Source organism: Paraburkholderia phenazinium, assembly GCF_900142845.1.
Classification (GTDB): domain Bacteria; phylum Pseudomonadota; class Gammaproteobacteria; order Burkholderiales; family Burkholderiaceae; genus Paraburkholderia; species Paraburkholderia phenazinium_A.
The window spans coordinates 2,806,780-2,832,773 of record NZ_FSRU01000001.1; the positions used below are offsets into that span (position 1 = coordinate 2,806,780).

The window sequence follows — 25,994 nt, forward strand, 5'->3', positions numbered from 1 at the left end:
TGAGAATGCGCTTTACATTTAGAACTCCAAATTCTTCATCGAGTCCATCATGACGTTTCTATTTCAGCACATGCCGTGTCAAGAAGCCGCAAAACCAGACGGGGTAGCTGCAAAGATTGTGTAATGGCGCGCCATGCCCTACTCGGCTGACTCGGCCGGCAAGTCCTCGACGCCGATCAGCCGGTAGCCGACACCGCTCTCCGTGACGATATGCTCGGGCTGCGCCGGGTCGCATTCCAGCTTCTGCCGCAGGTGCCCCATGTAAATGCGCAGGTAATGGAAGTTGTCGGCACGAGCCGGCCCCCACACTTCCTGGAAGAGCTGGTGATGCGTGAGCACCCGCCCCGGATGCCGCGCGAGTGCGGACAGCAAGCGGTATTCGATCGGGCTCAGATGAACGGTCTCGGTGCCGCGCACCACGCGTCGCTCGCCCAGATCGAGCGTGATCGTGCCGAAGCGAACCTGCGACAGCACGGAGCGGCCGCCGCGTGCCTGCCGGCGCAAATGCGCGCGGATTCGCGCCATCAGTTCCGGCAATCCGAATGGCTTGGTCAGGTAGTCGTCGGCGCCGGCGTCGAGTGCCTTTACCTTGTCTTCCTCGCGGCTGCGGCCGGACAGCACGATCACAGGCACCGTCGACCACGCACGCAATTCGCGGATCATCTCCGTGCCGTCCATATCCGGCAGGCTGAGATCGGCGACCACCAGGTCGGGCCGCCGCGTGGCGGCCTGGGCCAGTCCCTGCAAACCCGTGCTGGCTTCGAAGACCGCCATGCCCTCTGCCTCCAGGGCAAACCGGACAACACGGCGAATATTTTTCTCGTCGTCGATCAGGACAACGGTCACAGTCGGCTCGGTCATGATGCGAAGCGAAGTCGACCGTGCCAGATCATCAAGTTCAAAACCAACCTCATTTTTATGAACGACATCACTCGACACCGGCCCGCAAGCCGTAGCGTCGCAACCTCTCTTTTCAGGTTGGCTAAATGTATAGCGCGATGCGAATAAAAATGTCGTAAATCCGGCGTGATGGAACACAGGCAGACGCACTGACGCGACGCGCCAGGCCCTGGCACGCGGCCCTGCCCGGCTGAGTGCAGGCAGGCACCGCGTTGAGTGCACGGCCGGGAGTCCGGACCGTGCTGAGAGGCGATTTACTTCAGGAGCGTCATCTGCACGACCTTCACGATCACCAGCGCGACGGCCAGCAGCAGGTAGCCGCGCAGCACCCCCATCCAGACACGCTTGCTCAGCGTGAGATTCGGCGGCGGCAGTTCGTCGAGCGGCGGCATGCGCCACGTGTCACGTGCGCCCTTCGGATAGGCGTGGACGTCAACGTCCGCCGTTTCACGACGAAACCGCCGAAGCCCTGTCGTCGCAGCGTAGCCGAAGACGGCCAGCAGGGTGCCGCCCGCGAGCGTTTCCAGAATCGTTTCGCCCGTGATATCCGGGTACACCACTGAAGCGGTCAGGATGATGGACAGCATCACCAGCACCCAGACGACGGCGCCGGTAAACACGTTCAGCTTCTTCGAGTTGACCCACGGGCCGAGCACGGCCTTGTCGTTACACAGCAGCAGCAAAAACACGGTTGCGCTGGGCAGCAGAATGCCCGCGAGCGTCTGCACCGCTTCCGTCAGCAGGCCAAGCGGGCTGCCGGGAATCAGCACGATCGCCGCAGCAGCGGCAACAATGCCGAAGTACACCAGATAGAAACCCTTTGCATCCGACACATTGCGATGCAGCGAGTGACGGATCTTGAACACGTCGCCAATGGCATACGCGGTCGACAGCGATACCGCAGCCGCACCGATGATGGCGGCGTCGAACAGCGCAACAGCGAAGAGCACGGCCGAGGTGTGGCCCGCGTATTTCTCGAGGCCGGCGATCACGCCACCGGCATCCGTGAAATTGCCGAATTCAGGCTTGCCGGAGAAGAGCGCAGCGCAGAAGGCAATCATCGCCACCGCACCGATCAGCACGAACACGATGCCAATCCACAGGTCCGCTTTTTCATACTTCATGAAGCGCGGGGTGATGCGCTTGTCGACCACATAGCTCTGCTGGAAGAACAATTGCCACGGGGCGACCGTGGTGCCGACAATGCCGATGACCAGCAGCATCACATCGCTCAGCTTCGAGTTGGCAGGCCAGTTCGGGATGAAGAAATCGCGCGTCATCTGCGCGACCGGCGGATGAATCGACACCAGCACCGGCACCAGTAGCAGGCTCAGCAGACACAGCACAACCGCGAAGCGTTCGAAGCGCCTGAAGTTACCTGTACTGACGGCCGCCATGGTCAACGCCGCGGCGATGCAAACCCCGAGTATCTTGGAGACGCCGAAGAAGTCGAGCACAAACGTAATGCCGATGAACTCGGTCACGATGGTCAGCGCATTGAGGATGAACAGGTCGACGACGCTGAACGCCCCCCAGAATTTACCGAACCGTTCGAAGATGAGACGCGCGTGCCCGACGCCCGTCACTGCGCCCAGGCGCAGCACCATCTCCTGATTGACGAACAGCACGGGGACCAGCAGCAGCATCGTCCATAGCAAGGTAGTGCCGTAGTTCTGACCTGCCTGGGTGTAGGTGCCGAAGGCGCCGGCATCGTTGTCCCCCACCATCACGATGAGGCCGGGACCGAGAATGGCCAGCAGGGTTCGGAAGCGCGCCCACCAGTTGGTGCGCGGCGCGGTGTCGTGATGCGCGATGGTCCCGAGCGCACCCTTGATGTCGCCAAGATGCGCGTCGTCGAGGACGGCGCTGCGTGGCGGTGAGACGTTGGATGGAGTCGACATGTTGTTTTATTCCCCAAAGACGGGTGATTGCAAAGAAAAGGCGCACCTCTGCCATACGTAAGGGCGTGCGTCGCCGAGCGACGACGTCGCTTGCGTATGGCGGAAACAGCGCGAGAAATTACGAAAGGAGCGTCTTGAGACGCAGCCAGAACACGGCGAGTTTGCGCGGTTCGGGGGCGTGCAGCGCCAGCATGGCGTCGTAGTGGACGCGCGATTCCTGGACGTGCGGCAGTTGCGACAGGAGCAGACCGAAGTTCATGATATTTCTCCGAGCGTTTGGCTTAACGCGGTGTGCGGAAAGCCAGCCGACACGAAGGCTGGGCGCATCCTGCGCGCAGCGACGACGGTCTACTCGCTTTCCTCAGACAAAGGGAAAGGACAAGCTAAAGATGAGCGGCATAAGGGATAACTGTCACTGTCCGGCATGGGAGCTCCTTTTTTGGCAGACGTGCGCTGGCTACGCGCGTGTTTGTCCACGCGTCGATCCGCGCCTGCAAAACGAACAGGCGCAAACGGACACGGCCGCGAGTGGGTGCTCGCGACACGGTGCCATAGGGACGCACGTCATCGTGGCGGCTCTATGGCGCTAATCAAGGTGCACGGAGAGGATTACTTCGGCGCGCACCGTCTGCCTGCTGGCAAGACGGCGGCTGAGAAAGGGAGCGCGGACGTCCTGCCGGTCAGGCAGCAAACAAATTCGAAGATCGACTACTGCTGGTGTCCAAGGCATTCGCCCCGTTTGTGAAGATGCCCGAATTTTAGGTGCGACTTAAATCCGAAGTCAATCGATTCGTTAAGCAGAGCCAAGATAATTTTCGGCCATCGCAGATTCTTTCCGAATCACAAGAAAAGAAAGGTCGATGCAAGATATAGCGAGGTGTCGAACCTGCGCCGCAGAAGCGTTCCCGCATGCTTTCGCGGAGGCGATTCGGAGCGCGATATTCATGTGGTTTTTTTACTTGCCGGTTCGCGCAAGATGCGAATACAATCCGCCCGTCCCATCAAAAGGAGTCCCTCGTGGACGCAAGCTCTAGTAGTGGAAGTCCGATGCCGGCCCGTGCCGGCAGCACACACGCGAGATAGCCGCCGCAGGATCCCTCCTTCGCCGCTAACTCGCTTCAGTCGGGTTAGCGCGCTTCATCTCTGACCGGTATTGCGCCGGTCCGTCAGCAGCACGCTCCCTTGTACGACCGCCTTTCGCAAGCTCGCTTGCGAGACGCCGTCACGTCTTCACACGTCGCCTGAGTTTTTCAGGCTGGACGGGGAGCAGCTTATGTTCGTCTATTCGTTTTTCAGCGCTGCCTGCAGCGCAGGGTTCGGCGCCCCGCTCCGCCGTGTCGCGGCCAGCACCGCCAAGCGGGTTGCGCGCGCCGCGCTGCGGGCGGTCTACGCCGGCAATCCATTGACACCTACCGGCTACGCGATTCTGGCGATGACTGTTGTCGCCGTGGCGCTGGTCGCGCTGTTGTCCACCTGGTCTCTCGGTAACGAACTGGAGAGTGCGTTACGAGTGAGCTGGTGGTTCTCCTGAAACGGGGCAGATGCACGGCCCCTCTTTTGACACATTCGATCGATAAAACATCCAGGCGGCTACGCCGCGATAACTTCGCCCCACTCGCCATGAAAAAGAATCTGAAAACCAAACTGCTGCTTTCCAGCGGACCCTTCAGTCTGAGCCTGTTGCTGTCGCTCGGAATCGTGCCGCCGGCGCTTGCCCAGGCGAGCAGCGACGCCACGCCTGCCCCTGCGGCCGGACAAAGCGACGCCCAACCGGCGGCCCCGGCCACCGCCGACAGCGCCGCGGCCAAACCGGACGCGACGCCGCCCGCGCCGACCGGCTTTTGGGAGCGCTCAAACCTGCTCGGCGATATGGGCGGTCTGCGCCCCTGGCTCGGCAACTATGGTGTGAGCGTGGGTCTGCAGGAAACCAGCGAGTACCTGAACAACCTGTCGGGCGGCACGCGACGCGGTGGCGCGTACGATGGTCTGACGCAGATCGGTATCGGCGTGGATACGCAGAAGGCCTTCGGTCTGCCAGGCGGCATCTTCAACGTATCCGGTCTGCAGATTCACGGCAGCAATCTGAGCTCGCGCGGTCTTCAGACGTTGCAGGCCGCGAGCGGCATCGAGGCGAACGATGCCACGCGGCTGTGGGAGCTGTGGTATCAGCAGTCGCTGCTCGGCGGCAAGGTCGACATCAAGGTCGGCCAGCAGAGTCTCGACCAGGAATTCATGGTGAGCCAGTACGCCGCCACGTTCATGAATGCGACCTTCGGCTGGTCGGTTCTGCCGTCCGTCGATCTGCCTGCGGGCGGTCCGGCCTATCCACTGTCCTCGCTCGGTGCGCGTCTGCGGGTTACTCCTTCGGACAACTGGACAGTGCTCGCCGGCGTGTTCGACGGCAATCCCGCGGGCAATGGTGTGGGCGATCCGCAAACGCTAAACGCGCACGGCACGAACTTCAATCTGCATGACAGCGCGTTGTTCATCGGCGAAGTGCAATACGCGCTCAACCCGGCGCCGTCCGACCCGGCTGCAGCGAAGCCCACCGGCTTGCCCGGCACCTACAAGCTCGGCTTCTGGTACGACACGCAGCAGTTTCCTGATCAGGGCTTCGACACCAACGGGCTGTCGCTCGCGAACCCGGCTAGCAACGGTATTGCGCAAAGCCATCGCGGCGACTACAGCTTCTACGCCGTGGCCGATCAGATGGTCTGGCGTCCGGGCGCCGACAGCCCGCAAGCAGTGGGCGTGTTCGCCCGCATCATGGGCGCGCCCGGCGACCGCAATCTGGTGGACCTCGGCATCAATGCAGGGGTGACACTGAAAGCGCCGTTCAAGGGCCGCGACAACGACGTCGTCGGACTGGCGGTAGGTTACGCGCAGATTGGTTCGCACGCCCAGGATCTTGCGAGCGACACCGCCGCCTACACGCCGGGCTACCCGTCGCGCAGCGCCGAGACCATCCTCGAAGCGACCTATCAGTATCAGGTCACGCCGTGGTGGCAACTGCAGGCGGATTTCCAGTATGCGTTCCGGCCGGCTGGCGGCATTCCCAATCCGGAGAACCCGTCGCAACGCATCGGCAACGAAGCGATCGTGGGCCTGCGGACCAATATCACGTTCTGATGCATTGACTCGCCCGGAGACGGGCGAGTCCCTCGCTCTTTTCGCGACCTGGTTCGGCCTCTATACTCGGGACACAGAACGGCAACCCTGCCGTAGCGGAGTCCCGATGCACTCACCGAAACTCGCCTGCTCCACCGGCGGCATGGTCACCAGTCCACACGCGCTGGCAAGCGTTGCCGGTCTCGACGTATTGCGCGCCGGCGGCAATGCCATTGAAGCGGCCATCGCCATCGGCGCGGCGCTCGCCGTCACGTATCCGCATTTCACTGGTCTCGGCGGCGACGCGTTCTGGGTAATCGGCGACCGCGACGGCCTCTTGCGCACGGTATCGGGCATCGGCCAGGCGGCCGCCAGGCCACCGGCATTCGACACTGCCATCCCGCTGCGTGGAGCCGCTGCGACACTCACGAGCGCGGCGACCGTCGACACGTGGGATCAGGTCTACGCGATCAGCAAAACGTCATGGAAAGGGCAGCAGCCCTGGTCCGCGTTGTTCGACCGGGCGCTCGACTATGCGTCCAACGGTTTTCCCATCACGCCTTCGCAGCACTTCTGGCAGACCCTGCGCGCTGGCGAATTGAACGCTCTGCCCGGCTTCGCAAACACCTTTGCCCCGCAGGGCCGCATTCCGGCCGTCGCGGAACGCTTCGTCCAACCCGCGCTTGCACGCAGCCTCGAACGCATCGCCCGCTTCGGCGCCCGCGAGTTTTATGAGGGAGAACTGGCCGAGCGGATCGCACGAGGTCTGCGGGAAGCCGGTTCGCCGCTGACCCAGGCCGACCTCGCCAAAACCCGCGCACGCGACGAGCCGCCTTTACGTGTCGCCTATCGGGGCGGCGAACTGGTGAGCATGCGGCCGCCCACGCAAGGCGTCACCACCTTGCAGATCATGGGCACGCTCGAGCGCTTCGATTTCGGCTCGATCGTCGAAGGCAGCGCCGACTATTACCACCTGCTGGTCGAAGCGGTGAAATGCGCATTCATGGATCGCGACCGCTTCGTCTGCGACCCGGATTTCAAACCCGTGCCGGTCGACGACATGCTCGCGGCGGCCACCCTCGACGCGCACGCCCGCTCGATCAGCATGCACACGGCGCGTCCGTGGCCCCATCTGTTCCGCCCCGGCGACACGGTGTTCATCGGCGCCACGGATCGGCACGGCCGCAGCGCCAGCGTCCTGCAAACTGTGTATTTCGACTGGGGCAGCGGCGTGGTCGCGGGCGATACCGGCATTCTCTGGCACAACCGCGGCGCGTCGTTCAGTATCGACCCGGCGCATCACAACGCGTTACAACCAGGCAAGCGGCCGTTCCACACGCTCAACCCGGGCATGTATCTGAAAGACGGCCGCCCGCATCTGCTGTTCGGCACGCAGGGCGCGGACGGTCAGCCGCAAACGCTCGCAGCGATTCTCACGCGCCTGATCGACTATGGCATGGACCCGCTCAGCGCTCTCGCCCGTCCGCGCTTTCTGCTCGGCAAGACCTTTTCGGATACGCGCGATGCGCTCAAGCTCGAAGAGGACGCCGGCCCCGACGTGTTCGCCGCGCTGGCGGCGCGCGGTCATGACGTGAGCGCGATCCCGGCGCAGAGTCCGCTCGCGGGTCACCCCGGCGCGCTACGGATCGACGCCGACGGCTCCGCATGCGGCGCGCACGATCCGCGTAGCGATGGCCGGGCGATGGGTGTGGACGAACCAGCGCCTTGAACACAAGGTTGCGCGCGCATCCTTCCTACGCCTCGTTGGGTTGGCTCGCCTGCGCAACCTGCGCAACATGGGTAATGCCAAGCAACTGCCCGAGGCTTTTCTCCCCGGGCATGCGCGACGTTTCTATACGCTCTTCCAGTTCGCGCAGATGCGAGGTCATGCGAGCAACGGCCCCCGCGGCATCGCCCGCCTCGATGCAATCGACGATCGCCGCATGTTCGTCGTGCTCGCACGGCGCGTTGCCCGGCGCCTCGTACACCCCGACGATCAGCGAGGTGCGCGAGATCAGTTCGGTCAGATAGTTTTGCAGGATCGAATTGCCCGCGAGCGCGCCGATGCGCAAATGAAAGCAACTCGTTAGCCGCGCCCACGAGGGCTGGTCGAAGCGATGCATCGCCTTGTGTTCTTCAGCAAGCTGCTCACGCAAGGCGCGGATATCGTGCGCACTCGCGCGCTGCACGGCAAACTGCACGAGTGCGCTCTCCAGGGCGCGACGCGCTTCGAAAATCTCCCGCGTCTCTTCGGGGGTCGGCGCCGCGATCACCGCGCCTTTGTTCGGCCGCAGCACGACGATGCCGTCGTACGCGAGCTTCTCAAGGACCCGGCGCACCACCGCGCGGCCCACGCCGAACAACTGGCAGAGCTCCGGTTCGGGCAGCTTCGTGCCGGGCGTCAGACGATGGTCCAGCACCCCGTCGAAGATCGATTGATAGATGCGGGCATCCACGTCCGCTTCGTCCTTGGCGTTTTTTCTGGCCGTCGCCGCGCCCGATTTCACGGTCATGGTGTGCCCTGGGAAGTGTCCGCGTTGCGCTCGATTTCATCCATGTGTTGCGCGATGGCGCCAGGTGTCGTCATCCAGATGTCGCCCTTGCGGCATGCCGCTTCAATATGCTGCAGCGCGCGGCGCAAATGGCGCAGCCGGTAAGGCTGCCCCACCAGATAAGGATGCAGCGCAATGCCCATTACCAGCGCCTGCGGCGCGGCGCCGCGATTCGCCTGCTCGAGCATTTCGTCGAACTGATCGACGATCATGTCGGCGAACGCATAGGCGTCCATTTGCCGGCCCACCAGCATCGGCAGGTCGTTGAGTTCCTGCGGATAAGGGATGGCCCATAGCGGCCCATTACGGGTCGCCATCCGCACGGGGCGGTCGTCGTGACACCAGTTCAGCGTGTAGCGATAACCGGTCTGCGCGAGCAGATCCGGCGTCAGGTGCGACTCGGAGATCCACGGCGAAAGCCAGCCTGCAGGCAGCACGCCGCTTTCCGCCGCGATCCGTTCCCGGCAATGCAGCAGCAGTTCGCGCTCGCCCTGTTCGTCGAGCTCGCTCTGCCGGTGCGCATTCGTGTGGCCATGGCCGATCAGCTCGTCGCCGCGCGCCACGCAGGCCGCGATCAGCTCGGGGCAATGATCGTAGAGCGCCGTGTTGATCAGCGTGCCCGCCGGCATGGCGAGATCGTCGAACAGTTCGAGGCAACGCCACGCGCCCACCCGGTTGCCGTATTCGCGCCAACTGTAATTGAGCACGTCCGGCTGCGGCGAGACCGGACCGAGCGCCGCGCCGAGCCCTTCGCCAAACGCAAAGTGTTCGATATTGAAGCCGAGGTACACCGCGAGACCGGTATCGCCAGGCCAGCGGAAACCATCCGTATCCGTAATGGGCCGGTAAGCGAAGCGCCCGTGCGTGGCGATCGGCGCGCGGGCACGGTGTAACGCTTCGGGCATGTTCCGTGAGTCTGTCATTGAAGCCAGCCGTGAGTGACGGTTAGCGCTCCGCATGAACCGGTTTGGCGTCGTCATGCCCCGTGACGGACCGAAGACGCACCGCGATTGCGCAAGAACGCGGCTCAAATCGCTAACGATCCGAGCCTGCGATCGTTTGCAATATGTGAGCCAACTTGCAGACGTTAGGTGTAGCAACCTGTCGGCGATTGCCGGCCCCGATTCATCGCGCATGGCATATGTCTTGCATTTGACGGGCTTCGCACACGCTCCGCCTGTGCCGCTCACGAGGACCTCTTCTTCATGATCCAGCCTGCTTCAACCGTGCTCCACACGGAGGCCGCCGATATCGAGCTGGTCCAAGTCTCGAAGCAATATGGCGACGCGCTTGCCGTGAATGCGATCGACCTGCGCATTCCGGGCGGCCAGTATTGCTGTCTGCTCGGACCGTCCGGTTGCGGCAAGACGTCGACGCTGCGCATGATCGCGGGCCATGAATCGGTCTCCGAAGGCGACGTCCTGATCGGCGGGCGCAACGTTACGCGCGAAGAACCGGCGGCACGCGGCACGGCGATGGTGTTTCAGAGCTACGCGCTGTTTCCTCATCTGAGCGCGCTCGATAACGTGGCCTTCAGCCTGAAGATGCGCGGGGTGGCGAAAGACGCCCGCCGCAAGCGCGCCGGCGAACTGCTTGAACTCGTCGCCATGTCCGCTTATGCCGAACGCAAGCCCGCGCAGTTGTCGGGCGGCCAGCAGCAGCGTGTGGCACTGGCGCGTGCCCTCCTGAACCAGCCGCGCTGTCTGCTGCTCGACGAACCGCTCTCCGCACTGGACCCGTTCCTGCGCGTGCAGATGCGCGCCGAACTGAAGCGCTGGCAAAAGGAACTCGGCATCACCTTCGTGCATGTTACGCACTCCCAGGAAGAGGCGATGGCGCTGGCCGATCTCGTCGTCGTCATGAGCCACGGCCATATCGAGCAAAGCGGCACGCCTCATGAGGTCTTCAACCGCCCACGCACCGAATTCGTGGCGCGCTTTCTCGGCGGCCACAACGTCTTCAGCACCAACGGACGCCTCTTCACGGTGCGCGCGGATCATCTGCGCGTGGTGCCGCACGGCGTCACGCCCGTGCAAACCCTCGTGGGCGAAGGCGGTCTCACGCGGATCGGCGGCGTGCCGTGCACCGTGCGCGAAGCCGAGTACCAGGGCACCCATTTGCGTATGACGCTCGTGCCGCTCGACGGTTCGCCCGAACTCGTCTCGCTGGTCAGCGACGGCGACTACGACCCCGCGCGGCTCGGTCCCGAAGCCCGCGTCGTCGTGTGGTGGAACGAGCGGGACGCTCATCCGCTGGCGGCCTAGGCCGCGCTTAACCGGTTTTCTTGCGTATCACCCTACCCAAAGAACGTCACCTGAGGAGATTGCGATGAGTGAGCAGAACGAGAGCCCGGCAGCAGCCGAACCCGAGCTGACGGACAAAGGCCTGAAGCGCCGCACGCTCATCAAGGGCGCGGTTGCGGCGGCGGGCATTGCCGGCTTCCCGTACGTGCATGCGCAGGAGAAAATCGTGCTGCGCTATCTGGGGACCGCGGTCAACCAGAGCGACGACATCGCGAAGAAGTTCAAGGAAGACACCGGCATCGAGATTCAGTACATTCCGGTCACGACCGATGACGTCGCCAAGCGCATCATCACGCAGCCCAACTCGTTCGATATCGTCGACACCGAATATTTCTCGCTCAAGAAGCTGATTCCCGCCGGCACGCTGGCCGGTATGGATGCCAAAAAAATCAAGCTGGCCGACAAGATCACGCCGGTGCTGACCAAGGGCGAAGTGAACGGCAAGAAGATCGGCGATCAGGGTACCGCGCCGAAGAAAGTGATGTTCCTGACGGGTCCGCGCTCCACGGAATTTTCCGCCACTCCGACCGAGTGGATGACGCTGATCCCCACCACCTATAACGCCGACACGCTCGGCATTCGTCCGGACCTGATCAAGCGCCCCATCAATAGCTGGGCCGAGTTGCTGAATCCCGAGTTCAAGGGCAAGGCCGCCCTGCTCAACATTCCCGCAATCGGCATCATGGATTCGGCCATGGCCATTGAAGCCATGGGGCACGTCAAGTACGGCGACAAGGGCAACATGACCAAGGCGGAGATCGATCAGACCATCAAGATCCTGATCGAGGCCAAGCGCTCCGGCCAGTTCCGCGCCTTCTGGAAGGACTTCAACGAGAGCGTCAACCTGATGGCTTCGGGAGAAGTGGTGATCCAGTCGATGTGGTCGCCGGCCGTCACGAAGGTGCGCACCATGGGCATCGCCTGCAAGTTTCAGCCGCTCAAGGAAGGGTATCGCTCATGGGCCTCGGGCTTCGCTTTCCCGCGCTCGCTGCAGGGCCGCAAGCTCGACGCCGGGTATGAGTTCGTCAACTGGTTCCAGGACGGCTGGGCCGGCGCCTACCTGATGCGCCAGGGCTACTATTCGGGCGTGCTCGAGACCGCGAAGACGCACATGCAACCCTATGAATGGGACTACTGGATCGAAGGCAAGCCGGCCGCGCAGGACATCCATGCGCCGGACGGCCAGTTGCTGGAGAAGGCCGGCACCGTGCGCGACGGCGGCTCGTACAACGAACGGATGGGCGCGATTGCCTGCTGGAACGCGGTGATGGACGAGAACATCTACATGGTCCAGAAGTGGAACGAGTTCATCGCGGCATAGTTCGCATACCTGCATGAATCAGGCGGTGCTTGCCGGCGCATGGCGCACCGGCAAGCACCGCTTTCCAGACGACGGATATCCCGCCATGGCATCGATCGAGCTTTCCAATCGCGCGCAGGCTGCACCGGTACGGCAGCGGCGTGCGCCGGCGTGGCTGCAGGCAACCCCGCTTACGCTCACCTTCCTGCTGTTTTTCATCGTGCCGCTCGTCATCACGCTGATCGTCAGCTTCTGGGATTACAACGAGTATCAGATCATCCCCGCCTTCACGCTGAAAAACTACAAGGCGATTTTCGACGGCTGCTCGTCGATGACGGACATGTGCGTCACCTTCAAGACCTACCTGTCCACGCTCAAGTTCTGCGCGATCGTCTGGGCGGTCACGCTCGTGCTCGGCTTTTCGATTGCCTACTTCCTCGCTTTCCACGTACGCACGACGGCGATGCAGACCGTCCTGTTCCTGATCTGCACGATCCCCTTCTGGACCTCGAACGTGATCCGCATGATCTCGTGGATCCCGCTGCTCGGCCGCAACGGCCTCGTCAACCAGGCGCTGCTCGGCGCGCATGTGATCGACCAGCCGCTCGAATGGCTGCTGTATTCGAACTTCTCGGTGGTGCTCGCCTTCGTGCACCTCTACACGTTCTTCATGATCGTGCCGATCTTCAACGCGATGATGCGCATCGACCGGTCGCTGCTCGAAGCCGCGCGCGATGCCGGCGCAAGCGGCTGGCAGGTGATCCGCGACGTGGTGCTGCCGCTCTCCAAAACCGGTATCGTAATCGGCTCGATCTTCGTGATCACCATCGTGATGGGCGATTTCCTGACGGTCGGCGTGATGGGCGGCCAGCAGATCGCCTCGGTCGGCAAGATCATCCAGGTTCAGACGGGCTACCTGCAGTTCCCGGCCGCCGCGGCCAACGCGATCATCCTGCTCGCCGTGGTGTTGATGATTGTGTGGGGTTTGACGCGGGTAGTCGACATCCGCAAGGAGCTGTGACATGCAGGCCATCCGCCGCAAGCATCGCGAACGCCGGCCCGCCAGTTTCTACTGGCTGGCCCTCCTGTTCGGGCTGTTCGTGCTGTTCCTGTACGGCCCCGTGATCACCATCTTCATCCTGTCGTTTCAGGGACCGGAAGGCGGCCTCACCTTCCCGATGCGCGGCGTCTCCCTGCACTGGTTCGCGGTACTGCGTCAGGGCGTGGGCGATATCGACATCTGGGGGGCGTTCGCGCGTTCCGTGCGCCTCGCGCTGGCCGTGACGGTGTTGACCGTGCTGTTCTCGGTGGCGGCGGGCCTTGCGTTTCGCAAGCGCTTTCGCGGCGACACCGCCGTATTTTATGTGTCGGTGGCGAGTCTGATCATGCCTTCGATCATCGTGTCGCTCGGCATCGGCCTCACCTTCCGTCTGCTCGATAGCGGCGTCAAATATCTGGCCACTGCGTGGGGCAATCAGTCGTTCGCGGACAACTATTCCACTTCGATGGGGCTGTTCACCTCGGCGCTCGGCGCGCACCTGACGTGGACCCTGCCGTTCGGACTGCTGGTGATGTTCGCGGTGTTCAACCGCTTCAATCCCGCCTACGAAGAAGCGGGACGCGATCTGGGCGCGACGCCGTGGCAAAACTTCCGGCATATCGTGTTGCCGATCATCGGGCCTTCCGTGATCGGCGTGGCGATGTTCGGCTTCACGCTCTCGTGGGACGAGATCGCCCGCACATCACAGGCTATCGGCGATCAGAACACCTTGCCGCTCGAACTGCAGGGGCTCACCACCTCCGTCACGACGCCGGTGATTTACGCGCTCGGCACGATGACCACCGTGTTGTCGCTGACCGTGATGGTGAGCTGTCTGCTCGCCGTGCGCTGGCTGACCCGCAGGCGGCTTGCCGCGGCCATGCGCTAGTGCCAGCGTCTGCCTCCCTAGCCCAGCTTGGCCTGCAACTCAGCCGCCCCACCCCGGCGATACAGCACCAGCGTGGCGAAGAAGCCGCATAAGGCCGCGAAGATCAGCCAGTAAGCCGGTGCCGCTTTATCGCCGGTTATCTCGATCAGGAAGGTCGAGACAGCGGGCGTAAAACCGCCGAACAAGGCCGTGGCGAGACTATAGGCGAGCGAGAAACCGGCGACCCGCACCTCCACCGGCATCACCTCCGTGAGGGCCGCAACCATCGCACCGTTATAGACGCCGAAGAAGAACGAAAAATACAGCAGCACGGTCAGCATGCGCAGGAAGCTAGGCGCATGCGCGAGCCATTCCAGCGCAGGATAGGTGGTGACGATGGCGAGTGCCGAAATGAACAACAGCAAGGGCCGGCGGCCGATGCGATCCGAAACCGCGCCGCCGAGCGGCAGCCAGATAAAGTTCGACACCCCCACCAGCAGCGTGACGACCAGCGCATCCGCGGTGCTTAGATGCAGCACCGCGCGGCCGAAGGTCGGTGTATAGACGGTGATCAGGTAGAAAGTGGTGGTTGTCATCGCAACCATCATCATGCCGGCGACCACCGTCTGCCAGTTGGTCAGCATCGAGCGGAACACTTCGGAGGTGGCCGGATGATGGCGGCGCGTCTGGAACTCCGCGGTTTCCTGCAGCGAGCGGCGCAGCACATAGAGAAACGGTACGATCATGCAACCGATCAGGAACGGCAAACGCCAGCCCCAGGCGCCGATTTGCGGCGGCGTGAGCAACAGGTTCAGCGCGTAGCCGAGCGCGGCCGCCACCACGATAGCCACCTGCTGGCTAGCCGACTGCCAGGCGGTGTAAAAGCCCTTCTTGCCCGGCGTGGCCATTTCCGCCAGATACACCGACACGCCGCCGAGTTCGGCCCCCGCCGAAAACCCCTGCAAGAGACGCCCGATCAACACCAGCGCCGGCGCCAGCAAGCCGATCGACGCATAGCCCGGCACGCAGGCAATCAGGATCGTGCCGCTCGCCATGATGGCCAGCGTGACGATCAGGCCGCGGCGCCGCCCCACCTTGTCGATATACGCGCCGAGGATGATGGCGCCCAACGGCCGCATCAGAAAACCGGCGCCGAACACGGCAAAGGTCTGCATCAGCGAGGCGAACTCGCTGGCGGCCGGGAAAAACGTCCTGGCGATGTACGTGGCGTAGAAGCCGAACAGGAAGAAGTCGAACTGTTCGAGGAAGTTGCCGCTCGTCACGCGCAGGACGGCGCCGAACTTCGAGAGATGCGGTGCGGCACCGCCAGGCGGCTGGGTCGGTTGATCGGATTGCATGTCGTCTCCTGGATCGTTTAAATACCGCTTTTTTTCATTATGGCTGATGCATCGCCCTTAGTCTCACATATTAGTCCTCGACGAGCAGACCGCCAGCGCGCCGCTTTTCGACTGACCATTTGAGCGAGGCCTTTGGCGGCCAGCACACGCAGGATGCGGCGCTACAACGCGAGCTTGTAGCCGACATGGCTCGCGACGAAGCCGAGCTTCTCGTAGAAACGATGCGCGTCGGCGCGGCTCCTGTCGGTGGTGAGCTGGACGAGATTGCAGCCGCGCGAGCGGCACGTCGCGATGGCCCATTCGAACATCTTCTGGCCCAGCCCGGAGTCGCGGCGGTGGGCGGCAATCCGCACCGCTTCGATCTGGCCGCGCCACGCACCCATCCGGGCAATCCCTGGGATGAACGACAGTTGCAGCGTGCCGATGACCTCGGCGCCGTCCACGACCACCACCAGTTGCTGATTGGCGTCGGCCTCGATGGCGCGAAACGCCGCGACGTAGCGCTCGTCGAGCGGCAAACCGGTGATTTCGCGCTGGCTGCCGAGTTCGTCGTCGGCCAGCATCGCGACGATGGCAGGGATGTCGGCAAGCAGCGCCGACCGGAAGACGATCTGTTCCATGTGAAAATCCAGGATGATTTGGAGTGGAAGAGCCTTGATGCGCCGCAACGCAGCGCAGGCGTCCTGCAGCGAATTATCCATCCTGGAGAGGAAAAGCGTATTGCGGGCCGACACCGGGCGGTGTCGGCGGCAACCTGCTCAGCCGGAGTTGCGCTGAACCTTCCATTCAGCGACCGAGCCGCTGCCGGCCAAAGACGGAATGCGCACCAGGCACTCCTGATAGACCGCCTCGGTCCGCTCCACGAATGTCTGCAGCGAAAACTGCGCCACGCTTCGCGCGCGCGCCGCCATGCCTGCCAACGTAATCTCGAGCCGGTTGCCGAGCAGGCGCGCCAGCAGTTGCGCGAGGTGTTCGTGTTCGTGCGGCGCGACAATCCAGCCGTTCACGCCGGCCTCGACGTTCTCCGGCAGGCCACCCGAATCCGACACGATCACCGGCTTGCCCATCGCCATCATCTCGCGGCAGGCAAACGACAGCGTTTCGCGCTGCGACAGCACAAAGCCCACATCCAGCGCCGCCACCAGCGGCCGCACGTCGCTGAGCACGCCGGTAAAGATCACATGATCCGTCATCCCCAATGCGTCGACCCGCGCGCATTGCAGGGCGTCGGGCAAGCGCCCCGCCACCACAATGCGGATCCGCTCGCGTTGTGCAGCGGGCAGCAAGGCCACGGCCGCCACCATGTTCAGCCAGCCCTTGTTGCAGTCCGTGCCGGCAATGCTGCCCAGCACCAGCGCGTCGCGCGGCACCGCCTCGCGCCAGCGGCTGCGCAGCCTTGCGACTACTTCAGACCTGACCGGCGCAAACCGGCCCAGGTCGACACCATGATGCACGACCCACACCACCTTGGTGTCATAGACGGTTTTAGCGAGGCGGCGCCGCGTGTAGTCGGATACGCAGATCACCGAATCGGTGCCGAGCTTGCCCTTCAACCAGGTGCTCAGGCCGCTGACCGGCAAATCGTTGTGCTTCGTGAAGACGATGCGCGGCCGGGTTCGCTTCAGGCCTAGCGTCGCCAGCATGACAATGCGGTGATCCGCCGAGCCGTTCACATGAACGATGTCGAAACGCTCGCGGGCGATCAGTTGCCGCAAGCGCCAGCCCGATCCGGTCATCGCGCCCAGCCGGTTGCGAAACTCGAGCGCGATCACCTCGACACCCGCCAGCAACTGCGCGCTCGCATAAAGGCGGCTCGACTTCGGCGCCGCTACCGTCACGCGATGACGGCCCGCGAGCGCGGCGGCGAGGCTCAGAATATAGGTGGTATGGCCGCCCCCATCGCCCGCGTGGAAGTTCGTGTAGAGGATTTTCATGACCACGCTTCGTCCCGGAAGTGTCTCGCCCGTTTGAACCAGTAGTACGCCCGCCCCCACAGCGGATCCTGATAGCGGTGCAGCTTTTGCGCGAGCCATTCGGCGTCCTTGCCGTTGTCGACGAGGCGATGGATACGGTGAGGGTCGCTGCCCGGCACGTTGCGCCGCAGGTTGCGGGTCGTGTAGAGGTACTCGAATCCGGCGGCTTTGGCAGCGTCGAGATAGTCGGCGTCGAAATAGCCCTCGGGCCAGCACAGATGGCGCGAGCCCGCACCCAGACGGGCCACCAGGATCGCCTTTGACTTCTCGATGTCCACACCGATGTTCTGGCGCTTGTGGACCGGGTCGGCGCACAACTGGTCCCAGCGGAGGTGGCTGTGCGTATGGCTATGGAATTCGAACGTGCCCGCCGCGCGCATCAAGTCGACCTCGCTCCAGCGCACCGTGACCTCGTCCGCACGACCGTCGTGAACGAGACGCTCGCATGCCTGATGCGAACGCGGCGCTTCAAGGCGCTGCGCCCCGATGGCGCGATACGGACCGTCATGCACGCGGCCGGTCACGAGAAACATGACCGCATTGAGTCCGTAACGTAAAAGAATGGGATGCGCGTGGACGTAATTGTCCAGATAGCCATCGTCGAAGGTCAGCAAAACCGATTTGCGCGGCATAGGCGCGCCATGCAAAAAGCGCGCAAATTCATCGGCGGTGAGCGTGACATAACCGTTCTTCGCCAGCCAGCCGATCTGCGACTCGAAGTTCTCCGGCGAGATAGTCAGCGAGCCGCCCGACGATGACACGTGGTGATACGTCAGCACCGGTATCGAATTCGCAAACGATTCAGTCGTCTGTAGCATTTACTATGCAGGCCAAAAGGTGTTTTAGCGCCGGCTCATTTAAAGCGCCGATTACTTTTAAACGGAGGGATGATGTCTCTCGGCGACAGACGGCTTGAGGCGCACTACTCGCCTCGCCGATGCCCGGGTGATGAAATGTGAATTAATATTAGAGTGAACAAACTCTGCAATCTATCGTTCGTTTGTGGAGAATTGTGTCGCATTGTCGGAGGCGCCCATCAATCTCGACAAAGGACTCATGCGCGCGACACGGAGACGTATCGCGCGGAACGCAAGGGCTCGCGTTGAAACGACGCGCGGTCCGCTGGACCGCGGTACTTGAATGGATAGCGGGCATGCAACCGCAACGATGCGCGGCGATGCGTGATGATGCGATCTGGTGCGGCTCGCCTTAAAACCGGATGGCGAGCCGCTTCAACTGGGCGACCACTTCGGCCACACTGCCGATGACGACCTTGTTGCGAAAGGCGCGCGTCACGACGATGCTCGTCATGGCGTCGTAATACCAGACGCCGACTTTGCGCCCCCCGAGTTCGACGATCCCACCGACGCTGTCAACCGGCCCATCTTCTACTGACACGACCAATCTGATCGAGGGTCCATGGCGCATACGCTGCCATTCACTTCGCGGCCGGAGTCGTGACCGGGCCGGCTGCGGCTGCCACGAGGGGATCGCTCTTCATCTGCCGCACGGCGTCTGCCGCGGACGGAGCCAGCTTCTGCTCCACCAGCGCCGCTTCGAAAGCATCGCGCTGGGCCTGTTTGGCCTGCTCATAGTCGGCATCCAGTTCGGCGATGCGCCGGTCATACCAGCTCTGTACACAAGCCTTGTCGGTACAGTTGTGCTGGCGCCAGAGCCATTGCTCGATGCGCGCGGACTCCACCGAGCGCGGATCGAGACTGGCATCCCGGGCGCGCTGGTAAGCGGTATTGAGGCGATCGTCGAGGCTGGACAGTTGCGGATCCTGGCAGACGATCTTCTCCGATGCCGACGACTTGCTCGTGCAATGGAAGCTCGCCGCCGACGCGTTACCGGCAAGCGTCGCGCACGCCGCCAGAACGCAGAACGACAAGCTCGCCGATGGTTTGGCAAGCAACCGGGCAACGAAAGGAACAGCAGTTTTCGATTTGGACATGACTAACCCTGTACGAAGAAGTAAGCGGATAGCGGCGCGTGATGAGCGTTCTCATCGAAGATCCGCACACACAACGGGATGAGGTTCGCACGTGGGCAGAATAGTCCGCTTGAGCGGGTTCTAGCCGTGAAAGAAAGGCCGTAGCGACAGAGTGCTTACCAAAGATTTCCGCGCCCGCGCAATTGGGCCGGCTCGCTTACGCAGCATTACCCCGGCACCCAACCGCGAATTGGCGGCATAGGATGTCCTCACACTGCTTCTTACTCGTCGCAGTGGGTTTAACATCTGTTTGAGTCCGCCTTATGACCGTGGGGCGGACTTTTTTTGCATTGTGCGGCGCGAATACGCGCCAGCTTCGCATCGCGAGACAGGATTTCCGCTCTCACTGCCGCGAGGCGCTGCGACTCGGGTCTACTGAAAGGTCAGGCGCCTGGTGGCACGCCCTGGTGGCGAGCCTGCATGGCGACCGGGCCATTCAGGAGAACACAGCATGTCGACGCCCATCGGCGGGTCAAACACGCCTTCCCACCCGCAGGTGCCGGATCCGAACGAGAGCGGCAGTTCAACCAGCGGCGCGCCGAGCGTCCCGGCCCAACCGGGCGTGCCAGCCACGACCGCGAGCAGTCACTCACTGCTGGGAGCGCTGGCGCAACGCGCGACGCGCACCGGCGCGAAGGCTGCGCAGATCGCCAAAGGCGGCCTCGGAAAAGCCGAACCGGTGATGTCGCCCGCCGCGTCGGGCGGCTATGAGCTCTGGGCCGGCAACAACGCGACCTCCGCCGTCAACGGGCTCGTCAGCAATTTCCACGGCACAAGCGAAGTCACGAGCAACGTGTCTCAGGCGACCAACGGCGTGGGCATGCTGCCTGCCGGGCTCGACGTCGCGACGACCGCCGTCAGCTTCGGCAATAAGCTGTTCAAGGTGGCCGAGACCAGCAAGCAGTTGAAAAGCGAAGTGCCGGGCACGCTTGCGGGCAACGACGCGCTGAGCGCACACAAGCAAGCCAAAGGCAATCTCGCGCGCGCCACGCCGGGCGCGATTCGCGACGTCGGCATTGGCGCGCTGGGGGTCGGCGGGCGTATCTATGCGGCGGGACATCAGGGTCATTCGATGTACGGCGGCAAGTCCAGCGCGGTGACGGCCGACGGCGTGCTGGCAATCGCCTCGGGCGCCGCATATACGATTGCCGGGGTGCAGCAAAGCAGGAAAGTGGACCGTGCGGTGGACCGCGTGCAGGCGGTGCGCTCGGCGGTCCGTCAGCCGGCCAGCGGGCGAACCGAATCGCATAGCGAGGCCATGCGGCAGCTCGATGATGCATTCGCGGACGACAAAATCAGTTCGCATACCTATTGGATCCTGCGCCAGCACGACGACGCCGATGTCGAACGGTTTCACAGCCAATTCGCCGCGCTCGGCATCATCGGGCGGCAGCGCTTCAACGAAGTGCTGCAGTTTCCCGGCGAGAAAAACCTCTTCCAGGTCTTCAACCTGGGGCGCAATCGCAATCTGGACACGGCGAGCATGCGCCGTGCGGCCCGCGAAGAAGTAATCGATGCGTTCCTTCGCTCGGACATCCAGCCGGGCCAGCATGCCGAGTTATTCGATGAACTGAAGTCCGTCCGAAACGAGGCGCTGGGTGCCAAAACGGCCCCGAAGGTCGCGGTGCTTAAGGACTCGCTGCGCGACGCGGAAATCGACCCGGGCCAGTTCAATTCGAACACGCTAAAGGCCATTGCCGCATCCGGCGAAGAGCAGGCGTTCGTCGCGCGTTACAAGACGCTGCCGCAGGACGAGCGCGCGCGTTTGCAATCGACGCTGCACTTCGGCACCTGGCGCTTCTGGAAAAAAGACGCGACGTTGCCGACCACGAAGCTTCAGCGTTCGGACATTCGGGCGGCGCTCGTCAAGCAGTTCGCCAACGGCGCGAGCCTCGATCGACTCGAAGCGATGAAGGTCCGCTACAACCAGAAAGTGCTGCCGCTCCAGAGCGGACGCACCCATCCTCAGAACCCACCGGCCGATCTGCTGCGCACGCATATCCTCGCGTATCAGGACACTACCCTCGATTCTCTCAAGGAGGAAAAGCGCCACGCGAACATTCAGGTGGCCTACGGTGCGGTCAACGCGGCGGCAGGCATCGCCGAACTCGCGGTGAATCCGCTTGCAGGCGCGGGCATCAGCGCGACGCGCGCGGTACTCAGCCCCGCCTATCTCGCGTACGCGGGGCGGCGTGGGCTCGTCAGCGAGATCAACCGCAGAAATGCCCGGCCCATCAATGCGGCCATGCAGGAAGAGGCCTTGCTGTATGCGTTGCCGTCGCTGCACCAGCGGATCGCTACGGGTGGCGCGGACCTCGGCCGGCTACGCGATCGCCAGCAATTCCTCCACGATGAACTGAAGCTAAGCATCGCGGATATCAACAAGGTCGAGACCCTCAAACTTTCCGGTAAGGGCGACGAGGTGCGCGCCTTCCTTGCGCAGAAAAATCCCGAGGCCAACGCGCTGGTTGCACTTCGTGTCGTGGCCGAGGAAGCCGCGGGCTACGGGTACCATCAGCAAATAGAGGATGCCAAAAGGTTCATCGGCGAGGCGGCAAGCACGAGCGGCATCATCGCGCTCAACGCGGTCCGGCAGGACAGCCGGGATCCGGACAAGACCTTCGAGACGCTCAAGACTCACTTCATCGACAATGCGTCGTTCCAGCCGGCAAGCGGCATCGATGCGCTGGCGCATGCACTTTCGACCGCGCCAACCGCAGTCAACTACGGCTTCGATACCGCGCGCTACGTCGGACAACCGGCGCAGGACGTGGCGAGCGATCTGCGGCAGCGCTTCGCGCAGGACAACCCTTCGTTTGCGACGCGGCTCTTCGTCGGGGATCTGTTCAGTAGCGGCCGCGAGGCCACCGCCGCGCGCAACATGTTGCGCGATTTCCGTTTCAGCGAAACGGAAATCGGACAGTTACAGGAGATGGGGAAAAAGGACGCGGGCACATGGCTCGAAGGCCATCTGTTCGGCGAAAATCTGCGGCGGCGTTTTTCGACGCAACTGCTCAACCAGCAGGGGCACGAGCAGGCGGCGGCAGTCGCCGAACGGATGCCTGAGCATCAGGCGAGCGCCGAAGAGCCGCTGACGTGGCGGCGCAATCTCGAGGCTGCGCACGTCAACGTGATCGACAACCCCAGCACACCGGGTCTCGACTCGATGCTGCACGCGCTCGGCCAGCAGTTCTCGGGCAAGACCGATTCTGCTTCAAGCGCGATGAACCGCAAGGTGGTGGAAGCAAGGCGCCGCGTGACCGCGGCGGTGACGGATGCGGATCCCGGCAGCCACGTCGACGTGACGCAGCATCGCGACACCATTGTGCAGATCGCGGCGCAGGTGTTCGGTAAGCCCGGGGCCACCGTCACGTTCGTCCAGGCGTCGGGAGAGGAACGGGCGGAGCGCATCGGCGCAGGACATGACGATCCTGATGCGCCGGTCGCCGGCGTGCTGTGCTACGACGCGCAGACGCGGCGCTCGTTCACCTTGCACGGCGGCGACGTGGGCAAACTGCCCACACCGGCGCCGAATCTCACGCTGCCGGGAATCCAGCGCAGTCCGCTCATCGAGCAAAGCGTGCTCAATGCCTTGGGGATGGCGCCGCAAACACCTACGGCGCCATCCTCTCCCTCAACGCCAAGCGCTAACGAATAAATGCCCCGCTTACCGGGCCGGAATCACCAGATGCTGGCCCACGAGGATCAGGTTCGGATTCGGCAGGTTGTTACGTTGCTGGATGTCGCGGTAGCGCGAGCCGCTGCCGAGTTGCGATGAGGCAATCAGGTTCAGCGTATCGCCCTGGCGCACGACGTAGCTGCGCTCGCCCGATGCCGCCGCCGTCGTCTCCACCTGGTCGCTGATGAAATACTTGCGCAGCAGGTCGAGGTAGGCCGGGCTTTGCTTCACACGGCCAATCGCGCTGTTCAGATAGATCAACAGATTCTGGTCCGCTGCACGGACGCCGATCTTGTACGAGATATCGGAGCCATCGAGTTTCGTGACGGCAAACTTGAGGTCGGTGCCCTTGATCGATTCCACCGCGAACGGATAATCGTAGATGAAGCAATCGACTACGTGATCGTCGACACTCTTGTTGATGAACTGCGGGTCCGAATCGTTAACTTCCACGAGCTTGCTGTTCGGAAACTGGCGGGTCACAAACGCGCGCACGTCCGGATCGCCCTGCAGGATGCCGATGGTTTTGCCGTTCAGATCCGCCGCCGAGCGGATGGAAGAACCATGCTGAACGATCAGCGCGTAGCCGAAGTCGTCCAGATACGGATTCGTGTAGACCACGCCGTTGGGCGTGTTGTCCGGGAAGGTCAGGCCGTCCATCGCGATGTCGGTGACCGGCGCGCCATTGGACGACACCAGCAACTGACGCGGCACGTCCTGATAGGCGTCCACCTCATGATGCGTGTCGATCCTGATCACGCCACCCTTGTTGAATTCGGGCTGGGCAAACAGCAACTTGGCGAACTCGTAATTGAAACCGTGCGGAATGCCGTTGGTCTCGCCGTAGATCGGCTCGGACGGGTTCTCCACGGAAATGCGCACCGTGCGATTCTGCAGGATCGATTGCAGCGTATCGCGGCTCGGTGTCGCCGCGTTGGAGGTGTCCGTCTGCGGCGCCGCCGTGGGCGGTGCCTGCATCGCCTGCATGGGCTGCGAGCTATTGCCGGTGTCGACGGCCGCCACTTGCGACGTGTTGTGCTGACCGAAATAGCCCTGCTTATAAGCGAAGATTGCGCCCGCGACAACGGCCACGGTGGCTACCAAACCCACGAGTTTTTTGAATCCTGAGGTAAATGCCATTTGCTGGCTCCTTATTTTTTCTTGAGGTAATTCGCATAGCTGACCGTCGAGGCATCGTCGGTCGTCAACTTCGGTTGATCGGCTTCGACGATGCCGAGATTGCGGCGGCTCAGCTCTTCGAGCAGCTTCATGCCGTTCTCCGTGTTCACGGCCTTGCGCAGATCCGCGCTGTCGATGAACTTCTTGGAATCCAGCATGAACGATTCGATCTCGCCGACCTTCTGCCCATAGTCTTCCGCCATGTAGGTGAAGGTATCGTTTTGCAATCCTTCGATATCCTCAGAACCGGAAAACGCCGACTTGAACATGCGCCACGCGTTGTGGGTCGAGTTCGCCACGTTGTACTTGGTGGTTTCGAGGTTGATCTTGAAGTCGGTGTTGCTGATGATGGTTTCCAGCGTTTCGCTGGCATGGGTCATCTTTTCGTACCAGCTTTGCGTGACCGTATAGAGCGGCTGCAACTCCTTGTAGGCCGTGTTCAGTTCCTGGAGCTTCATGGCGCGGCTTTCGATTTCGGTTTGCGAGCCGTGATGCGACTGCAGGTATTGCGCCTCCTGCAGATAGGTGTCGGCCTCGCGCTTGTAGCCGTCCATGGTGTTCTTGATCAGTTCCACCTGGCCGCGCGCCTTGGTGCGGTACTCGTCCGCTTCGCGCAGGCGCGTGCGAGCGAGTTTCTGCGTCTCGCGCAACACGCCGGCGGGGTCGTACTTGATGACCGAGTAGGTCAATGCGCGCATCAGCAGCTTGTACCGCAGCCACAGCAGCCGGCGCAAAGAGCCGTCGATGACGAGGGCATACACGAGGCCCACGGCAATGGCGCCGAACACGATTGCCAGCACCGTGTTCTCCATCAGGTTGGCCACGTACGGCATGATCTTGTACGCGCCCCAGCCGAGGCCGCCGAGAATGCCGGCGCCCACCACCATGCCGGTGGTGCCTTCCTTGGTGTCCCAGAAGGACTTCAGCCGCCGGGTGGTCTCGGTCTTGATGAGATCATTGGCCATGTGCAGCGCCTCCGAGATGTTGCTGCAGCTTGGCGGCGAGGTCGGTGTAGCGCTTGTTGAGCGTCGACGAAACCGAGCCGAAGTCGATCTTCGCCTTGGCCAGATCGCCCGCCTTCGCAATCGACTGCGCGCCGATCTCTTCCTTGCGGGCGCTCAGATTGGACAGCTTTGCCTGCAGGTCGCTGATCTGCTGGCTCAACTGCTTCTCCTGATCGCCGAGCGCGCGAATCTCGCCCTCGGCCTGGGCGACGAAGGTCTGTTCGAACGCCGTGGTTTCATGTTCCAGCACCGACGCATACGACTTGACCGCGCCCAGCAAGGCGTCGGTCGGCGTGTTGGTCGCCGCCTGAGCGGCCTGGAAGCGCTGCTTCTCGTCGCCGATGACGCTCTTCATGCTCTCGGCCATCTTGAGGAAAGCGGCGACGGGCGCGAAGGCCTGGTTGCTCTGGATCTGCTGATCGATGTGGTCCTCGACCGCCGGCACGTCGAGCCCCGTACCCGACTGTTCGATGACCGCAGCGGCCTGCGGCGCCTCGGAGACCGAGGCGTGCGGCGGCGGATCCGACGCCGGGACCTCGCCCGCTGCATCGACTGGCTCTTTGGTTTTTCCGGACTCGTCCTCAAAAACAAATGCTTTGATCCTGTCTTTTATACTCATGAATGGTCTCACTAAGTAATGGCCGCTCAACATGGCGCGGGCTTGGCAGGCTGTGGCCTGTTATCGTCCGGCGCTGACTTACGCTCTTCACTTGCCTCGCATCATGTCCGTGCAGGTGACGCCACGATCCCTCGGCTTTGAGTGGATAAGCCGATACGCCGGACATGCCCGGACACGAGCTCAGGAATCCTTGGCAAGATTGTTCAACTCTGTTTCGA

General features: G+C 62.8%; 22 protein-coding genes. 8 read left to right on the forward strand and 14 right to left on the reverse strand.

Annotated features, from left to right (window positions below; translation table 11 throughout):
- Positions 1–138: 138 nt before the first annotated feature.
- The 3 genes from BUS12_RS12250 to BUS12_RS38780 form a co-directional block, all read right to left on the reverse strand.
- The gene (locus BUS12_RS12250) at positions 139–861 is read right to left on the reverse strand and encodes a response regulator (protein WP_074295943.1); all 723 of its coding nucleotides are present in this window, start codon (positions 859–861) and stop codon (positions 139–141) included.
- A 293-nt stretch (positions 862–1,154) separates the two neighbouring features.
- Positions 1,155–2,801, reverse strand: a complete 1,647-nt coding sequence (locus BUS12_RS12255; RefSeq protein ID WP_074295944.1) for an Nramp family divalent metal transporter — start codon at positions 2,799–2,801, stop codon at positions 1,155–1,157.
- Positions 2,802–2,919: 118 nt separating this feature from the next.
- On the reverse strand, positions 2,920–3,060 hold the full coding sequence (locus BUS12_RS38780) for a hypothetical protein (RefSeq protein WP_171991631.1): 141 nt from the start codon (positions 3,058–3,060) through the stop codon (positions 2,920–2,922).
- A 1,014-nt stretch (positions 3,061–4,074) separates the two neighbouring features.
- Here BUS12_RS38780 and BUS12_RS12260 point away from each other — a divergent pair.
- The 3 genes from BUS12_RS12260 (at position 4,075) to BUS12_RS12270 (ending at position 7,638) form a co-directional block, all read left to right on the forward strand.
- Positions 4,075–4,332 (forward strand): hypothetical protein, encoded by a 258-nt coding sequence (locus BUS12_RS12260; protein WP_074295945.1) that lies wholly within the window; start codon positions 4,075–4,077, stop codon positions 4,330–4,332.
- A gap of 89 nt (positions 4,333–4,421) precedes the next feature.
- The gene (locus tag BUS12_RS12265; protein WP_074295946.1) at positions 4,422–5,930 is read left to right on the forward strand and encodes a carbohydrate porin; all 1,509 of its coding nucleotides are present in this window, start codon (positions 4,422–4,424) and stop codon (positions 5,928–5,930) included.
- Positions 5,931–6,036: 106 nt separating this feature from the next.
- The gene (locus BUS12_RS12270) at positions 6,037–7,638 is read left to right on the forward strand and encodes a gamma-glutamyltransferase family protein (RefSeq protein ID WP_074295947.1); all 1,602 of its coding nucleotides are present in this window, start codon (positions 6,037–6,039) and stop codon (positions 7,636–7,638) included.
- Positions 7,639–7,663: 25 nt separating this feature from the next.
- On the opposite strand, the gene BUS12_RS12275 is transcribed toward BUS12_RS12270, so the two are convergent.
- Both BUS12_RS12275 and BUS12_RS12280 read right to left on the reverse strand, forming a co-directional pair.
- The gene (locus BUS12_RS12275; protein WP_074295948.1) at positions 7,664–8,422 is read right to left on the reverse strand and encodes a GntR family transcriptional regulator; all 759 of its coding nucleotides are present in this window, start codon (positions 8,420–8,422) and stop codon (positions 7,664–7,666) included.
- A complete protein-coding gene (locus BUS12_RS12280; protein ID WP_074295949.1) occupies positions 8,419–9,384 on the reverse strand; it encodes a polysaccharide deacetylase family protein in 966 nt (321 codons plus the stop codon). Before BUS12_RS12280 ends, BUS12_RS12275 begins: the two co-directional genes overlap by 4 nt.
- Positions 9,385–9,666: 282 nt before the next feature.
- Here BUS12_RS12280 and BUS12_RS12285 point away from each other — a divergent pair, with 282 nt between their 5' ends.
- The 4 genes from BUS12_RS12285 (at position 9,667) to BUS12_RS12300 (ending at position 13,992) form a co-directional block, all read left to right on the forward strand.
- On the forward strand, positions 9,667–10,725 hold the full coding sequence (locus tag BUS12_RS12285; RefSeq protein ID WP_074295950.1) for an ABC transporter ATP-binding protein: 1,059 nt from the start codon (positions 9,667–9,669) through the stop codon (positions 10,723–10,725).
- A 64-nt stretch (positions 10,726–10,789) separates the two neighbouring features.
- The gene (locus BUS12_RS12290; protein ID WP_074295951.1) at positions 10,790–12,085 is read left to right on the forward strand and encodes an ABC transporter substrate-binding protein; all 1,296 of its coding nucleotides are present in this window, start codon (positions 10,790–10,792) and stop codon (positions 12,083–12,085) included.
- An 85-nt stretch (positions 12,086–12,170) separates the two neighbouring features.
- Positions 12,171–13,085, forward strand: a complete 915-nt coding sequence (locus BUS12_RS12295) for an ABC transporter permease (RefSeq protein WP_074297416.1) — start codon at positions 12,171–12,173, stop codon at positions 13,083–13,085.
- Between the two features lies 1 nt (position 13,086).
- Entirely contained in the window at positions 13,087–13,992 is a 906-nt protein-coding gene (locus BUS12_RS12300) for an ABC transporter permease (RefSeq protein ID WP_074295952.1), read from the forward strand.
- 17 nt (positions 13,993–14,009) lie between these two features.
- Here the strand turns inward: BUS12_RS12300 and BUS12_RS12305 are convergent, their stop codons facing one another.
- The 6 genes from BUS12_RS12305 to BUS12_RS12330 all read right to left on the reverse strand — a co-directional run bounded on the left by BUS12_RS12305 (position 14,010) and on the right by BUS12_RS12330 (position 19,256).
- The gene (locus BUS12_RS12305; RefSeq protein WP_074295953.1) at positions 14,010–15,329 is read right to left on the reverse strand and encodes an MFS transporter; all 1,320 of its coding nucleotides are present in this window, start codon (positions 15,327–15,329) and stop codon (positions 14,010–14,012) included.
- Positions 15,330–15,490: 161 nt separating this feature from the next.
- Positions 15,491–15,949 (reverse strand): GNAT family N-acetyltransferase, encoded by a 459-nt coding sequence (locus tag BUS12_RS12310; RefSeq protein WP_074297418.1) that lies wholly within the window; start codon positions 15,947–15,949, stop codon positions 15,491–15,493.
- A gap of 138 nt (positions 15,950–16,087) precedes the next feature.
- Complete coding sequence (locus BUS12_RS12315) at positions 16,088–17,263, reverse strand: glycosyltransferase (RefSeq protein ID WP_074295954.1); 1,176 nt, start codon at positions 17,261–17,263, stop codon at positions 16,088–16,090.
- Positions 17,260–18,120: a polysaccharide deacetylase family protein gene (locus BUS12_RS12320; RefSeq protein WP_074295955.1), complete on the reverse strand. Its 861-nt coding sequence runs from the start codon at positions 18,118–18,120 to the stop codon at positions 17,260–17,262. Before BUS12_RS12320 ends, BUS12_RS12315 begins: the two co-directional genes overlap by 4 nt.
- A 391-nt stretch (positions 18,121–18,511) precedes the next feature.
- Entirely contained in the window at positions 18,512–18,700 is a 189-nt protein-coding gene (locus BUS12_RS12325) for a hypothetical protein (protein WP_143788309.1), read from the reverse strand.
- A gap of 40 nt (positions 18,701–18,740) precedes the next feature.
- Positions 18,741–19,256: a lysozyme inhibitor LprI family protein gene (locus tag BUS12_RS12330; RefSeq protein WP_143788310.1), complete on the reverse strand. Its 516-nt coding sequence runs from the start codon at positions 19,254–19,256 to the stop codon at positions 18,741–18,743.
- 490 nt (positions 19,257–19,746) lie between these two features.
- On the opposite strand from BUS12_RS12330, the gene BUS12_RS12335 reads away from it, so the two are divergent.
- Positions 19,747–22,953, forward strand: coding sequence for a hypothetical protein (locus BUS12_RS12335; protein WP_074295958.1), 3,207 nt, complete (start codon positions 19,747–19,749; stop codon positions 22,951–22,953).
- A 9-nt stretch (positions 22,954–22,962) separates the two neighbouring features.
- On the opposite strand, the gene BUS12_RS12340 is transcribed toward BUS12_RS12335, so the two are convergent.
- Genes BUS12_RS12340 through BUS12_RS12350 form a run of 3 tightly spaced genes read right to left on the reverse strand, consistent with a single transcriptional unit; the run spans position 22,963 to position 25,776 of the window.
- Positions 22,963–24,114 (reverse strand): transporter substrate-binding and LysM peptidoglycan-binding domain-containing protein, encoded by a 1,152-nt coding sequence (locus BUS12_RS12340; RefSeq protein WP_074295959.1) that lies wholly within the window; start codon positions 24,112–24,114, stop codon positions 22,963–22,965.
- Between the two features lie 11 nt (positions 24,115–24,125).
- Positions 24,126–25,118, reverse strand: coding sequence for a hypothetical protein (locus BUS12_RS12345; protein WP_074295960.1), 993 nt, complete (start codon positions 25,116–25,118; stop codon positions 24,126–24,128).
- Complete coding sequence (locus BUS12_RS12350; RefSeq protein WP_074295961.1) at positions 25,108–25,776, reverse strand: hypothetical protein; 669 nt, start codon at positions 25,774–25,776, stop codon at positions 25,108–25,110. The genes BUS12_RS12345 and BUS12_RS12350 overlap by 11 nt, the downstream gene beginning before the upstream one ends.
- Positions 25,777–25,994 lie beyond the last annotated feature (218 nt).

What these genes read in the sequence shown, in the direction of transcription:
- BUS12_RS12265 (WP_074295946.1), top strand. Translation starts at nt 4,422, where the DNA reads ATGAAAAAGAATCTGAAAACCAAACTGCTGCTTTCCAGCGGACCCTTC.
- BUS12_RS12295 (WP_074297416.1), top strand. Translation starts at nt 12,171, where the DNA reads ATGGCATCGATCGAGCTTTCCAATCGCGCGCAGGCTGCACCGGTACGG.
- BUS12_RS12285 (WP_074295950.1), top strand. Translation starts at nt 9,667, where the DNA reads ATGATCCAGCCTGCTTCAACCGTGCTCCACACGGAGGCCGCCGATATC.
- BUS12_RS12290 (WP_074295951.1), top strand. Translation starts at nt 10,790, where the DNA reads ATGAGTGAGCAGAACGAGAGCCCGGCAGCAGCCGAACCCGAGCTGACG.
- BUS12_RS12275 (WP_074295948.1), bottom strand. Translation starts at nt 8,422, where the DNA reads ATGACCGTGAAATCGGGCGCGGCGACGGCCAGAAAAAACGCCAAGGAC.
- BUS12_RS12310 (WP_074297418.1), bottom strand. Translation starts at nt 15,949, where the DNA reads ATGGAACAGATCGTCTTCCGGTCGGCGCTGCTTGCCGACATCCCTGCC.
- BUS12_RS12320 (WP_074295955.1), bottom strand. Translation starts at nt 18,120, where the DNA reads ATGCTACAGACGACTGAATCGTTTGCGAATTCGATACCGGTGCTGACG.
- BUS12_RS12350 (WP_074295961.1), bottom strand. Translation starts at nt 25,776, where the DNA reads ATGAGTATAAAAGACAGGATCAAAGCATTTGTTTTTGAGGACGAGTCC.
- BUS12_RS12335 (WP_074295958.1), top strand. Translation starts at nt 19,747, where the DNA reads ATGTCGACGCCCATCGGCGGGTCAAACACGCCTTCCCACCCGCAGGTG.
- BUS12_RS12330 (WP_143788310.1), bottom strand. Translation starts at nt 19,256, where the DNA reads ATGTCCAAATCGAAAACTGCTGTTCCTTTCGTTGCCCGGTTGCTTGCC.
- BUS12_RS12260 (WP_074295945.1), top strand. Translation starts at nt 4,075, where the DNA reads ATGTTCGTCTATTCGTTTTTCAGCGCTGCCTGCAGCGCAGGGTTCGGC.
- BUS12_RS12280 (WP_074295949.1), bottom strand. Translation starts at nt 9,384, where the DNA reads ATGACAGACTCACGGAACATGCCCGAAGCGTTACACCGTGCCCGCGCG.
- BUS12_RS12255 (WP_074295944.1), bottom strand. Translation starts at nt 2,801, where the DNA reads ATGTCGACTCCATCCAACGTCTCACCGCCACGCAGCGCCGTCCTCGAC.
- BUS12_RS12300 (WP_074295952.1), top strand. Translation starts at nt 13,087, where the DNA reads ATGCAGGCCATCCGCCGCAAGCATCGCGAACGCCGGCCCGCCAGTTTC.
- BUS12_RS38780 (WP_171991631.1), bottom strand. Translation starts at nt 3,060, where the DNA reads ATGAACTTCGGTCTGCTCCTGTCGCAACTGCCGCACGTCCAGGAATCG.
- BUS12_RS12250 (WP_074295943.1), bottom strand. Translation starts at nt 861, where the DNA reads ATGACCGAGCCGACTGTGACCGTTGTCCTGATCGACGACGAGAAAAAT.
- BUS12_RS12340 (WP_074295959.1), bottom strand. Translation starts at nt 24,114, where the DNA reads ATGGCATTTACCTCAGGATTCAAAAAACTCGTGGGTTTGGTAGCCACC.
- BUS12_RS12315 (WP_074295954.1), bottom strand. Translation starts at nt 17,263, where the DNA reads ATGAAAATCCTCTACACGAACTTCCACGCGGGCGATGGGGGCGGCCAT.
- BUS12_RS12305 (WP_074295953.1), bottom strand. Translation starts at nt 15,329, where the DNA reads ATGCAATCCGATCAACCGACCCAGCCGCCTGGCGGTGCCGCACCGCAT.
- BUS12_RS12345 (WP_074295960.1), bottom strand. Translation starts at nt 25,118, where the DNA reads ATGGCCAATGATCTCATCAAGACCGAGACCACCCGGCGGCTGAAGTCC.
- BUS12_RS12270 (WP_074295947.1), top strand. Translation starts at nt 6,037, where the DNA reads ATGCACTCACCGAAACTCGCCTGCTCCACCGGCGGCATGGTCACCAGT.